The sequence below is a fragment of the Mycobacterium cajalii genome (assembly GCF_045809005.2).
In the GTDB taxonomy this organism is placed as follows: domain Bacteria; phylum Actinomycetota; class Actinomycetes; order Mycobacteriales; family Mycobacteriaceae; genus Mycobacterium.
In genome coordinates this window covers 927,898-940,967 of sequence record NZ_CM141436.1, presented here as the reverse complement: position 1 = coordinate 940,967, position 13,070 = coordinate 927,898, and the positions used below count along the sequence as shown (strand labels likewise).

The following is a 13,070-nucleotide window of genomic DNA, read 5'->3' as shown; positions in this document are numbered from 1 at the left end:
CGCCCGTCGGGCGCGAAACGTTTGCCAGGAGTTCGCAGAATTCGGGCCGAATTGTTGCGTTCACCGCCAGACAATTACGTCGATAACAGCGATTTTCCGAACGGCATCGGTTCACGAAGAAACACATGCACATGGCGATTGTTCCAAAATTCCGGTTTCAAAATGACCAAAGTGACCGGTCGGGATTATTCTTAGCTGTCCCGGGCTGGAAAAGCAGGTGGTTCCTGGCGATAACGGTGGATCGATAAACGAGCTACTGGACCGCGCGGTGCGGGCCGCGAACAACGGCGACCATGCCACCGCGACCGCCCTGGCCGCCCACGTTCTTTCCGTCGACCACGGCAATCCGGAGGCCGAGGACCTGCTCGCCACCCCTGCCCGATATGGGGAAATTCGGCGCCTGACAATCATGTTCGCCGACCTGGTCGATTCGACGGCGTTGTCCACCCGTTTGGAACCGGAGGCGTACCACACGTTGGTCGGCCGCTACCGGCAGGAGGTGCAGCGCATCATCGATCGGTACGAGGGCCACATCAGCTCGATCAAGGGCGACGGGTTGTTGGCGGTGTTCGGCCACCCGAGGCCGCACGACGACGACGCCCGGCGGGAGCGCTGCACCTGCGGTTTTGCGCATCGGCCCCCGATTCTACGACCGGTGTCGAGGGCACGAAGCCGGGCCGCAGGACCGCGGCTTTGGGATCACGCCCTGGGCTGCGGGCTCCCCATGTCGCGGCGGTCGCCGGATCCGATGAAGTCCTCGATCAGCTCGACCACCTCGCGTGGCGCTTCCACCTGGGCGAAGTGACCGACGTCGGGCAGCACCTCGAGCCGGCTGTCCGTGCGCGCCTCGTGCGCGGCGTAGGCGTGGTCGACGGGAATGATGCCGTCGCGCTCGCCCCAGATCGCCATGACCGGCAGCTCCTCGCGCAGCCGCAGGCGGCTGAGCGCGCTGACCGCCTGCCCGCGGTAATCGACCACGGATCGCAACGTCCGCAGGAACGACTGGCGTGTCTCGCGGTCCGACAGGGACGAGTAGGCGCTCCACAACTCGTCGCCGCGCGGCGACTGGATGCCGGCGCCCCGCAACCACGACCTGAGTTTGTTGCCGGCGGCGAGCACCGGCGCCGGCGCGATGACCGGCAGCACCAGCTCCGCCCCGGGCGCCGAGAGCAGCCGGAGCACCAGCCCCACGTCGGGACCGAGACCGCCGCTACTGATGAGGATCAACCGCTTGGCATAGTCGGGGTGCTGGTAGACGAACTGCATCGCCACACCACCGCCCAGCGAGTGCCCGACCAGGGTGACCTGACTCACGCCCAGCTCGTCGAGCAGGTCGCGAAGCCAGACCGCGAACGCACCCAGCGAGTAGTCACCCCGGGGTTTGGCCGACGCGCCGTGGCCCAGCAGGTCCGGTGCGATGACCCGGAATTTCCTGGACAGCGGCGGTATCACCGACCGCCAGGTCTCCGAACTCCCGGCCATACCATGGATGAGCAGCAGGATCTCGCCATCGCCACCGCCACCGCCACCGCCATCGCCTTCGTCGCGGTAGGCGACGCGGTCGCCGTGCAACTGGAGGAACTTCAGCTGGTTCATACCTCCGGTGTACCCCTGAGGCCGGCGACTCGGCGATGATCTACTGCATGACCGAACCGGTTGCCGCCCGCGTGGCCGTCTACCTCGACTTCGACAACATCGTGATCTCGCGCTACGACCAGGTTCACGGGCGCAACTCGTTCCAGCGGGACAAGGCCAAGGGGCTCGATCCCGAGCGGCAGGCCCGCGCCACGGTCGACGTCGCGGCGATCCTCGACTTCGCGTCGTCGTTCGGGACGCTGGTGCTGACCCGCGCCTACGCCGACTGGTCGGCCGACGTCAACGCCGGGTACCGCGGACAGCTGGTGGCCCGCGCGGTCGACCTGGTGCAATTGTTCCCCGCCGCGGCCTACGGCAAGAACGGCGCCGACATCCGGCTGGCCGTCGACGTCGTCGAGGACATGTTCCGGCTGCCGGACCTGACCCACGTGGTGATCGTGGCCGGCGACTCCGACTACATCCCGCTGGCGCAGCGTTGCAAGCGGCTGGGCCGGTACGTGGTGGGCATCGGGGTGGCCGGCTCGTCGAGCCGCGCGCTGGCTGCCGCCTGCGACGACTTCGTCATCTACGACGCCCTCCCGGGGGTGCCGGCCCTCGAACCGGCACCCGCGCAGGCCGGGGCGGAGGCGGAGAAGACCCCGCCGAAGCGGCGGGGCGGACGCGCCAAGGCGGCCCAGTCCGAGGAGCCGGAGCCGCCCGATCCGCAGGCCGCCGCCACGGCGCTGCTGACGCGGGCGCTGCAGATCGGGCTGGAGAAAGACGACGTCGACTGGCTGCACAACTCCGCGGTGAAGGCGCAGATGAAACGGATGGATCCGTCGTTCAGCGAAAAGTCTTTGGGATTCAAGTCTTTCAGCGATTTTCTGCGTTCGCGCGCCGACGCCGTCGAGCTGGACGAGACGTCGACCACCCGGATGGTGCGGCTGCGCGTCGACGAGTGAGCCCGGCAACCGGCCCTGCTGGCTATACATTTCATCTTCGATGTATGGCGATCCGGCGGGGGCCGACCCGAACATCGTGCGTCCGCAGTATAACCCGCACGCGTGATTGACAGCCGCCTTTGACGGCCATACATTGTGCGATAGTCGTCCGAGGCACCGCACCGGGAGCCGATAGGAGACCGCCATGATCGTCGGCTCTTCTGCCGCAAGCGTTTTCGACGCCGATCTGCCGACGCTCGCATACGACGACGAGGCGACCCCCGCCGAGATCCGCCCCCGGCTGCGGGCCGCCCTGCAGCAGGCTCCGGTCGCGCTGGGCCCGCACGGGCCCGAGGTGCTCTCCTACCGACTGGTGCGATCCGTGCTCCGCGACGCCCGATTCCAGATCCCGCCGGGCTTGAACATGCTCGCCCAGGGCATCAGCTCGGGGCCGCTGTGGGACAACCGCTGTGGGACAACCGCTGTGGGACAACCGCTGTGGGACAAGGTGACCAACAGCCTGCTCTGCCCGGAGGGCCAGGCCCATCATCGGCTGCGCAGCCTGACCGCCAAGGCCTTCACCCCGCGCGCGGTGCAGCGGCTGCACGACACCATGGGCGCGGTGATGAACGAGCTGGTCGAGCCCGCCGAGGCCCTGAACGTCCTCGCCGACCGGATGCGCAACCCGCGCCTGGCCGGGCCGGCGCCCTGGAAGCCGATGGCCACCCTGAGCGGCCCGACGAGCCTGCCCGTCGAATTCGACGCGAACTGATCCTCCGCACCGCGCCGGCCGCGTACCGTCCCAACGATGAAAGTGCGCACGACGCCCGACGGCGCGGTGCTCGTTTCGCCGGACAACTTCGTCAGGGCGGAAAGCGACCCTCTACTCCGCGGGAATGTTCGGCACCAAGGACGACACCGACCCCGTGCGACGCCTGATCGGCTCGGCGGCGGCATGGGGCGGCAATCCGCAAAGGGACGCCATGTATTTCAGCGTCCATCCGGGCGCACACCGACGGCGCCACCCGGTACCGGCTGTGCGTGGACCAGGTGCCGGTCGACGGCTTCTGGTCGGTCACCGTCTACAACAAGGACGGCTACTTCACCGCCAACCCGCAGAACGCCTACTCGCTCAACAACCTCACCGCGCAACGCTCCGCCGACGGCACGATCGTCATCGAGTTCGGCGGCTGCGAGCCACCGACGGCCAACTGCCTGCCGATCACTCCGGGCTGGAACTACATCGTCCGGCTCCACAGCCCGCGCGAGGCGATCCTCAGCGGCGCGTGGGTCTTTCCCGAAGCCGAGCCGATTCCGTGACGCAGGGCCCTGTGACGTAGCGCTCGCGGGATCCCGGCCCGGTCGCGGGCGCACCTGACCGGCTATAGGCTCGGCGGTTACAGGATCTTAACGGGGGATTTGCCGATGAGCACGATTGACGGTCTGCGCGCGCCCATGCGCAGAATCGCCCTATTGGGCTCGACCGCCTGTCTCATCGCGTCCTGCTCGGAAACCGCCTCCCCACCGGCGGCCACGACGACGACCAATTCCACGTCGCCGTCCACCACACCGCCGACGGCCGGTAAGACCGGCAGCACCGCGCCACCGCCGGCACCGGTGACCGGGCCGCTGGAAAAGGACTGGAAAAGCTATGGCGGCACGGCATATTTCGGGTGTCCCGAGAAAGTGTCGGACGGGAAATCGGCCTTGGAGGACATCCGCCCGAAGATCTTCGACACCACGACGGGGCAGTACGTGACGCCGGGCACCCCCATGGTCCCCGCGGGGGAGAAGTTGACCGGCGCCGTGTGCGCGCTGTCCGGCACGGCCGACGACATGAGGGTCGTGTACGTGCTCACCACCGCGACACCTGCGCAGGCGTCCGAGCCCGCAACCACCAAGGTGACCGCCTACGCGTTCGACCTCAAGTCGGACCGCCCGGTGGCCACGAAAGAGCTGCAACCACCGACCCCCGACCTGAAGTTGACCGCGGCCGACCGATGGGGGTTTGGCTCGACCGCGACGGGCGTGGCCTGGGTGAACGCCTTCACCGACGGGCACGCGCCCGCCTCCCCGCCCCGGACGGTGGTGCTGTCGGGCACCGACCTGGCGTCGCTGTGGGACGATCCGGAGCAGGCCCAGGTGTGGCAGGACGTGCTGGCTTTCCACCGCAACACCGGGGGCGCCACGACGTCGGGCGCGGAGCTGCGCCGGCCGACCGGGGAGCCGATCTACCAGGACAACGACGTGCGGTCCGTCGACGCGGAGTTGTCCGACGGGCCCGACAAGCTGGTGAAATTGACGCACTGGGATTCCCATCAGCCCCCGGCCGTGTCGACCGTGTTCTTCGACCTGAATGCGAAACAGATGATCAAGATCGGCGACTCGGACAAGATTTCCGGCGGCGGATTGGCCGCGACACTGTCGGCCGGGAAATTGTTCGTCGACGGTCGTGACTCCGAAGACTCGAAATTCGGCTTCGGTGTGTGGAACCTGCGCACCCGGCAATGGGATTTGCTGAAGAGCCGGGACGACGCGAAGAAGATGTCGATCACCAAGTTGTCGTTCTTCGAAGACCACCTCTACATCACCAAGGCCGACGGCACGTTTTCCGTGCTCGCATTGCCGGGCACCGAGCCGGTCGCCTCGAACTGGTCGGTGCGGCCCTTCGGGCGGATCTCGGACTGGACGCTGGTGTGTCGCGGCGCCGCGTCGGCGAACGGTGACTGCCAGGAGATCGTGCTGGTGCAGGACCAGGACGGCCGCTATCCCGGGCCCTGGTTCTGAGTCAGACCCAGCCGAACGCCTGGGGAACCATGTACAGCCCGAAGGCGATGACCAGTAGGCACAGGCCGCGGGTGAGGTGTTTGTAGAGCCCGCGCATCCGCCACTGTTCGGGTAGGGCCCGGGCCTCCAGCGCGAGCAGCAGACCCAGCACGATGGGCAGCAGCAGGGCGTTCATCACCTCGACGTCCACGGCGAGGTTGACCAAATCGACGCTGGCCAGCACGAGGATCGCGCCGACGATGTGGGCGAGCGCGTAGGTGATGTAGAACTTGGCGGTGGCGCGGTTGGGCCGCTCGTTGAGCGTGTGGTGCCAGCCGAACACCTCCGCGAGCCCCCATGCGCCGGCCAGCGACGCGACGATCGCGGCGACAAGTGCCGCGCCCAGCATCCCCAGTCCGAACAGCACGGTGCCGCCGACGCGCCCGAGGTAGGGGGTCAGCGCGTGCGAGATCTGGCCGACGGTCTGCAGCGTCGTCTCGCCGTTGTGCGTCCCGAGCGTCGCCGCGACGGTGACGACGACGGCGATCATGATCAGCTGGGTCAGCACCGCGCCGAAGGCGGTGTCGTAGCGGGCCTGGCGCAGCGCGGCCACCGACAGGCGCTTGTCCACCACGGCGCCCTGCTGATAGAAGATCATCCACGGCATGATCACCGCGCCGACGTTGGCCGCGACGAGCAGCAGATACGAGGGGTCGCCCAGCGGCATCGACGCCAGGCCGCGCACCAGCGCGTTCGGATCGGGCCGGGACATGACCATCGCGACCAGGAACGCCAGTTCGGCCGCCCCGAAGACGATTCCGATGCGTTCGACGCGCCGGTAGCTGCCGGTGAGCGCGAGCGCCAGCAGCGCCACGGTGGCGATGGGGATGCTCACCCACCTGGAGACGCCGAACAGTTCGCCGACCCCGGCGACGCCGGCGAACTCGGTCAGCAGTGCCCCGATCGCCGAGGCGAACAGCGTGAACGCCGAGACCCAAGCCCAGCCGCGCCCGAACCGTTCCCGGATGAGCGCGCCGTGTCCGCGGCGGGTGACGATGCCCAGCCGCACCGTCATCTCCTGGACGACATAGAGGATCGGCATCAAGATCAGCTGCGGCAACACCATGCGGTAGCCCCAGCGGTCGCCGGACTGCGCAGCGGTGATCAGCGAGCCGGCGTCGGTGTCGGCGAACATCACCACCAGGCCCGGGCCCCACACCGACAGCAGCGCCCACCGCAGCCACCGGAGGCGACGGCGCATCGCCGCACGCGGCCGGTCGTCGCGCTCGTCCGCCACCGGCGTGGTGGTATCGGTCAACTCTCGACCAACCCTCTCGTTAGACAGCGGACGTGCACGACGGCGGAAACCGGCGGCGCTTGGTGCCCGGGGCGCGCTGCACCGGCGCGACCGGCGCGGACCCGACGGGCAGGCTTCCTCGACCGTACGGCATCGATTCGTTCCGGTCCGATTCCGGTGCTCACTGCCGAGCGCGCGCGAAATTCGTCATCCGATCCGCGCGAGGTGCCCCGACAACTCAGATGCGGGACACCCCGGCGAGGAACAGGACGGCCATCCCGGCGGCCATGGCGGCTTGTGCGAGGTTTCCCAGGGATTTGAGGCGGGCGGTGTCGGTGTCGGTGAGGTAGCGCAGCGTCCAGAAAAGCGTCGCGGCCCCGAAGGTCAGGGCGCCGAGCCAGTTCACGGCGGTGATCCAGGTGAGCCAGGGGGTGTCCGGTGGGCCGTCCATGGCGGCATACATCCAGGCCGTCGCCAGCATCATCAGTACGTGGTACCCGCTCAACCGCCGCTGGGCGGGCGTGCGGGCGGCGGCGGCGACGGCCATCGTCGCGAACCACGCCGCCGCCAGCAGGAACACCACCGCCAGTGCCTTTGTCGGGGCGCGCATTCCCCACGGCCAGGCCATCGCCGCCATCGCGACCGCCATCAGCACGTGCAAACCGTGGCTGACCACCATCGGCCATGGCCGGCGCCGGGTGAGGATCGGCAGGGCGCATTCGACCGCACCCAACGCGAACAATCCCGTGACGGCCCACCTCAGCAGGACGCCGTGGATCATGCGGTCGCGGGCCGCTCGGGCAGGGCCTTGATCGTCGTGTCGCGGCCGAAGTGGCGCAGCCGCAGCGAGTTGGTGACCACGCTGACCGAGGACAGGCCCATCGCCGCGCCCGCCACGACGGGGTTGAGCACCCCGAAGGCGGCCAGCGGGATCGCGGCGGTGTTGTAGCCGAAGGCCCAGCCCAGGTTCTGGTGGATCGTGCGCAGGGTTTGCCGCGACAGCTGCAGCGAGCGCACCACACCGTCGAGTTGGCCGGACATCAAGGTGATGTCGGAGGCCTCGATGGCCACGTCGGTGCCGGTGCCGATCGCGATGCCCAGGTCGGCCTGGACCAGGGCGGGGGCGTCGTTGACGCCGTCGCCGACCATCGCGACCAGCCTGCCCTCGTCCTGGAGCCGGCGGATCTCGTCGACCTTGTCTTCGGGCAACACCTCGGCGAGCACCCGGTCGATGCCGACCTGCTCGGCGATCGCGGCGGCGGTGCGGGCGTTGTCGCCGGTGATCATCGCGACCTGTAGCCCCATCTCGTGCAGCCGGCGGACGACGTCGACGGCGTCGTCTTTGATCGTGTCGGCCACCGCCAGCACGCCCACCACCCGGTCGTCGCGGCCGACGAACACCGCGGTGCGGCCCTGCGCTTCGAGGTCGGCGGCCGCGGTCGCGAGCTGGTCGGGCAGGCGCAGGTCGTTTTCCTCGACCAGTTTGCGCCGTCCGACCAGCACGGGCCGGCCGTCGACCTCGGCGCGCACGCCGTGGCCGGCCAGGTTGGTGAACGCCGTGGCGGCCGGGACGTCCAGCTCCCGTTCGCGTGCGCCGGCGACGATGGCCGCGCCGATGGGGTGCTCGGAACCCGACTCGACCGCCGCGGCGAGCCGGAGGACCACATCGCTCTTGTGCCGCTTGTCGGCGACGACGTCGGTGAGCCGCATCTGACCACGCGTGAGGGTACCGGTCTTGTCGAACACCACGGTGTCGATCTTCTTGGAGGCTTCCAGCACCTCGCCGCCCTTGACCAGGATGCCCATCTCCGCGCCGCGACCGGTGCCGGCGATGATCGCGGTGGGGGTGGCCAGGCCCAGTGCGCAGGGGCAGGCGACGATCAGCACCGAGACCGCCGCGGTCATCCCGGCGACGGGGTTGGCCGCCAGCAGCGCCCAGCCGGCGAACGTCAGCGCCGCCACACCGAGCACCGCGGGGACGAACACCGCCGACACCCGGTCGGCCAGCCGCTGTACGGGCGCCTTGCCGCCCTGGGCCTGCTCCACCAGGCGCACGATCTGGGCCAGGGCGGTGTCGGCGCCCACGGCGGTGGCGCGCACGGTCAACAGCCCGTCGGTGTTCACGGTGGCCCCGGCCACCCGGTCGCCCACCGTCTTTTCCACCGGCATCGACTCGCCGGTCAGCATCGACTCATCCACGGCCGCGCGCCCGTCGACGATCTCGCCGTCGACGGGGATCTTCTCCCCGGGCCGCACCAGCATCAGGTCACCGACCTGCACCCGCTCCACCGGCACCAGCACCTCTTGACCGTCGACGAGCAGGCAGGCCTCCTTGGCGCCCATCTCGAGCAGCGTGCTGATCGCCTCGCGGGTCTTGCCGGTGGCCCGGGCCTCGAAATAGCGGCCCAGCACCACGAACGCGATGATCAACGCCGCGGTGTCGAAGAACAACGGCCCGCCCGCGAACAGCTGATAGGTGGAGTAGGCGAACGCGGTCAAGGTGCCCAGGCTGATCAGGGTGTCCATGCCCGCCGACCCCGCCCGCGCCTGCCGCACGGCCCCCACCAAAAACGGCCAGCCGGCCACGAACTGCACCGGCACCGTCGCGGCAAACGCCAGCCATCCCGCCCACGCGCCGCCGAACAACATCGGCGCCGCCATCGACACCAGCCCCAACGGCGCGGCCAGCCACACCCGCCGCAGCCATTTGCGCTGCTCGCCGTTGGCATCGGCGGCCGGCGCCCCATGGCACGACGGCGCCGGCTGGTGGCAACTGCCCCCACCGTCGGACTCTGCGGTGCCGGCGTCGGTCGACACGCCCAGCGCACGCAAAAGTCCGCCGGCGATCCGCGCCAGCACCCCGGTTTCACCCACACTCACCGAGTACGGGGCGCGCACGGGCAGCGACTCCGCGGGCACGTCCCGGGCCGCCACGATCGCCGCCGACACCGCGGCGACGTCGCAGTCGTCGGGCAGATACCAGATCACCACCGATCCCGTCCGCGGATAGGCCTGCACCGCCCGCACCCCGGCCACCGCGGCGACCGTCTCCTCGATCGCCACCGCCAGGGCCGCGTCCATCCCAAACCCGCTGATGCGCACCCGCATTCGCCCGCCCCCCTGGGAGACGACCTTCAACGTGGCGCCGGCCCCAGCGTTGAGCGCCGTGTCAGTGGCAGGCATTGTCACCCCCGCCGCCGGCGACGGAAGAAGAGTCCGCCGGCGCGGAAACCCGTTCCCCGACGCGCTCGGCCGCCTCGGCGAGCACGTCGGCCGTCGCCAGACGCGCCCTCTCGGCGGCCTCCCTGGTCACCCGTTCGGTGGCACGCGCCCCGCGCAAACCCACGGCAGCAGCGCTGACCGTCATCCTGCGCCACGGCGCCTTCGCCAAGGCCTCGTACGCCGCGGCACCCACCACACCGGTCACCAGCGCGGGCACCGCCTTACCCATCAATCCCTGCCAAGCCATCCCGACCACTTCCCTTCCGTCGTCGACGATCACCGCCGCGGGCCATCCCGAAACCTCGCCCGGGACTATATCCCCCACCCCACCTGGGGTGCCCACGCCATGAACATACCCCCACAGGGTATATCCGTCAACCTGCGTGCGCCCGTACGGTCGACATCACACCGCCGTCCGCATTTCTCCGAAAAAGGCTAGTGGCGCACTGAATAATGGCGATCGCGACCCACGTTCGCGACAATGCGAAAACTTCGACGCAGGTTTGTCCATTAGGTCGACGTCCGTCCCGCCCGACGCTCTGAACCGCAAAACTTGTACGGATCGTTGCAATTGGGTATTTTCACGGGCACTAGTTGGTCTTAGCGGTGTCGATTTCGCCTCCGAGTTGGTGGATTTGTCGCGCGCGCTTCGTTGCGCCTGCCCGCGTCGTGCAGGCGGTAGCTCGTGCCAGTCGGCAGATACAGCGCGAAAGATCCAATGATTGAAACAGTGGTGGCGGCGCGCGTGGAAACACGGCGCGACAAGCACGTTCGGAAGCCCGAACGCCCGGTGACCGATGCTAGTTTCGGATCGACGTGCCGCCGCGTGCGTGGCCGGGCCCGGTCGTGAGATGCGCCGCGTCGAAGATCGGGGAAAGAGGGGGAGCGTGCCGCGTCGCATTGCGTTGCTGGCCTTGGCGGCGCCGCGTCGAGTGATCGCGGTGGCGCTGCTGGTCTTCCTGGGAGCGGTCGGTTTCGGGTCACCGGTCGCCAAATATCTGTCCGCCGGAGGTTTTTATGACCCCGCGTCGGAATCCAGCAAAGGCAGTCGGCTGCTCGAGCAGAAGTTCGGGGAAAGCGAACAGCAACTTCTGGTCGTGGTCACCGCCCCCGGCGGCGCACGCAGTGCGCCGGCGCGCGCCGTCGGTACCGACATCGTCGAGCATCTGGAACGCTCGCCGTTTGTCTTCAATGTCTCCTCGCCGTGGACGTCGACGGCGCAATCGGCGGGGCATCTGGTGAGCAAAGACGGCAAATCCGGTCTGATCGTCGCGAACCTCAGGGGCGGAGAGAACGACGCGCAGAAACACGCCCGAACGCTCTGCGCTGAATCGGTGCACGACCGCGATGGCGTCACCGTCCGCGCGGGCGGCTTGGCGGTGGCCTACGCACAGGTCAACGATCAGATCGAGCACGACCTTCTGACGATGGAATCGATCGCGATCCCGCTCAGCTTCCTGGCCATGATCTGGGTGTTCGGCGGATTGCTGGCGGCCGCGTTGCCGATCGCGGTGGGACTGACAGCGATCGTCGGTTCCATGTCGATACTGCGCCTGCTCACCTTCACCACCGACGTGTCGGTCTATGCGCTCAACCTCACCACCGCACTGGGTTTGGCGCTGGCGATCGACTACACGCTGTTGATCGTGAGCCGGTACCGCGACGAGCTGGCCCGGGGCGGCCTTCCCGACCGGGCCCTGATCCGGACCATGCAGACAGCCGGTCGCACGGTGCTGTACTCGGCGACCACAGTCGCGTTGTCCATGGCCGTGATGGCGCTGTTCCCGATGTACTTCCTGCGGTCGTTCGCCTATGCCGGCGTCGCGACCGTCGCATTCGCCGCCGTCGCCGCGGTCGTGGTGACACCCGCGGCGATCGTGTGGCTGGGACCGCGGTTGGACGCGATGGACATGCGCCGACTGCTCCGCGGAATGCTGCGGCGTCGCGAGCACGGCCGTATACCGGTACAGCAACTGTTCTGGTACCGATCCACCCGGTTCGTCATGCGCCACGCCGTGCCGGTCGGCCTCGCCGTCACCGCCCTGGTGGCGCTGGCCGGCGCTCCGTTCCTGGGCGTGAAGTGGGGTTTCCCCGACGACCGGGTCCTGCCGCGTTCGGCCTCGGCGCACCAGGTCGGCGATCAGCTGCGCAACGACTTCGCCGCCGACGTCGCCACGACGGTGCAGGTCGTCATCCCCGACGCGCGGGGCCTCGACGCCGACGACCTCGACCGCTACGCCGCCGACCTGTCCCGCGTGCCCGACGTCGCCGCGGTGACCGCACCGACGGCGACCTTCGTCGCGGGCAACGCCGTCGGCCCGCCGGCCGCGCCGACCGGAATCGCCGACGGCAGCGCGTTTCTCACCGTCACCAGCACGACAGCGCCGTTCTCCCGGGCGTCCGACCTGCAACTCGACCGCCTGCACGCGGTCGATGGCCCGCGCGGGCGACCGGTTCAGCTGACCGGGCTGGGCCCCACCAACCGCGACGGTGTCGACGGGATCACCGCGCGGCTGCCGCTGGTGCTGGGCCTGATCGCCGTCATCACGGCGGTCCTGCTGTTCCTGGTCACCGGCAGCGTGGTGCTGCCGGTCAAGACGCTCGTGCTCAACGTCCTGTCGCTGTCGGCGACGTTCGGGGCGCTGGTCTGGATCTTCCAGGACGGCCACCTAGGCGGCCTGGGGATCACGCCGACGGGACGGCTCGTCGCCAACATGCCGGTCCTGCTGTTCTGCATCGCCTTCGGGTTGTCGATGGATTACGAGATCTTCCTCATCGCGCGGATTCGCGAATATTGGCTCGCGTCCCGAAAGACTGCCGCCGACAACGACGAAAGCATCGCGTTGGGGGTGGCCTACACCGGCCGGGTGATCACCGCCGCGGCGCTGGTGATGGCCGTGGCGTTCGCGGCGCTCAGCGCCTCGCAGGTGTCGTTCATGCGCATGTTCGGAGTGGGCCTGACGCTGGCCGTGCTCGCCGATGCCACCCTGGTGCGCATGATTCTGGTTCCGGCCGTCATGCACGTGCTCGGCCGGGCCAACTGGTGGGCCCCGAAACCGTTGGCCTGGCTGCACGCCCGCATCGGCATCGACGAGTCCGCCGGCCGGCACGAACGCCCCACCGCGGCGCCGCGCGCGACGGTCGACGCCGACCCGGTGGCGCCCGACGGGTAACCCAGAACGTCGTCGACGACGTACCGCAGGACGACGAGTCGCCGCAAGCCCTCGAAACAAATAAGGGCCATAAGTCACATATCTAGCGGTTATGGC

8 protein-coding genes and 3 pseudogenes are annotated in these 13,070 nt (G+C 68.9%); 6 read left to right on the top strand and 5 right to left on the bottom strand.

The window, feature by feature from the left end; all coding sequences use genetic code 11:
* Positions 1 to 217: 217 nt before the first annotated feature.
* Positions 218 to 607: pseudogene (locus tag ACJ512_RS04495) on the top strand (adenylate/guanylate cyclase domain-containing protein); the annotation flags it as partial.
* Between the two features lie 92 nt (positions 608 to 699).
* Here the strand turns inward: ACJ512_RS04495 and ACJ512_RS04490 are convergent.
* Positions 700 to 1,596 (bottom strand): alpha/beta fold hydrolase, encoded by an 897-nt coding sequence (locus ACJ512_RS04490; RefSeq protein ID WP_407685156.1) that lies wholly within the window; start codon positions 1,594 to 1,596, stop codon positions 700 to 702.
* A gap of 35 nt (positions 1,597 to 1,631) precedes the next feature.
* On the opposite strand from ACJ512_RS04490, the gene ACJ512_RS04485 reads away from it, so the two are divergent.
* From ACJ512_RS04485 to ACJ512_RS04470, 4 genes and pseudogenes are all read left to right on the top strand, one after another.
* Positions 1,632 to 2,537: an NYN domain-containing protein gene (locus ACJ512_RS04485; RefSeq protein ID WP_407685157.1), complete on the top strand. Its 906-nt coding sequence runs from the start codon at positions 1,632 to 1,634 to the stop codon at positions 2,535 to 2,537.
* A 184-nt stretch (positions 2,538 to 2,721) separates the two neighbouring features.
* Positions 2,722 to 3,171, top strand: a pseudogene (locus ACJ512_RS04480) (cytochrome P450); the annotation flags it as partial.
* Between the two features lie 232 nt (positions 3,172 to 3,403).
* Positions 3,404 to 3,836: pseudogene (locus ACJ512_RS04475) on the top strand (DUF1214 domain-containing protein); the annotation flags it as partial.
* Between the two features lie 105 nt (positions 3,837 to 3,941).
* The gene (locus ACJ512_RS04470) at positions 3,942 to 5,303 is read left to right on the top strand and encodes a hypothetical protein (protein WP_407685158.1); all 1,362 of its coding nucleotides are present in this window, start codon (positions 3,942 to 3,944) and stop codon (positions 5,301 to 5,303) included.
* 1 nt (position 5,304) lies between these two features.
* Here ACJ512_RS04470 and ACJ512_RS04465 read toward each other — a convergent pair whose 3' ends face one another.
* The 4 genes from ACJ512_RS04465 to ACJ512_RS04450 form a co-directional block, all read right to left on the bottom strand.
* Positions 5,305 to 6,600, bottom strand: coding sequence for an NRAMP family divalent metal transporter (locus ACJ512_RS04465; RefSeq protein ID WP_407685159.1), 1,296 nt, complete (start codon positions 6,598 to 6,600; stop codon positions 5,305 to 5,307).
* A 217-nt stretch (positions 6,601 to 6,817) separates the two neighbouring features.
* The gene (locus tag ACJ512_RS04460; RefSeq protein WP_407685160.1) at positions 6,818 to 7,360 is read right to left on the bottom strand and encodes a DUF5134 domain-containing protein; all 543 of its coding nucleotides are present in this window, start codon (positions 7,358 to 7,360) and stop codon (positions 6,818 to 6,820) included.
* Positions 7,357 to 9,762, bottom strand: coding sequence for a copper-translocating P-type ATPase (locus ACJ512_RS04455; protein WP_407685161.1), 2,406 nt, complete (start codon positions 9,760 to 9,762; stop codon positions 7,357 to 7,359). The genes ACJ512_RS04460 and ACJ512_RS04455 overlap by 4 nt, the downstream gene beginning before the upstream one ends.
* The gene (locus ACJ512_RS04450) at positions 9,749 to 10,126 is read right to left on the bottom strand and encodes a DUF1490 family protein (protein ID WP_407685162.1); all 378 of its coding nucleotides are present in this window, start codon (positions 10,124 to 10,126) and stop codon (positions 9,749 to 9,751) included. The genes ACJ512_RS04455 and ACJ512_RS04450 overlap by 14 nt, the downstream gene beginning before the upstream one ends.
* A gap of 562 nt (positions 10,127 to 10,688) precedes the next feature.
* Here ACJ512_RS04450 and ACJ512_RS04445 point away from each other — a divergent pair.
* Positions 10,689 to 12,974: an MMPL family transporter gene (locus ACJ512_RS04445; RefSeq protein WP_407685163.1), complete on the top strand. Its 2,286-nt coding sequence runs from the start codon at positions 10,689 to 10,691 to the stop codon at positions 12,972 to 12,974.
* Positions 12,975 to 13,070: the final 96 nt, after the last annotated feature.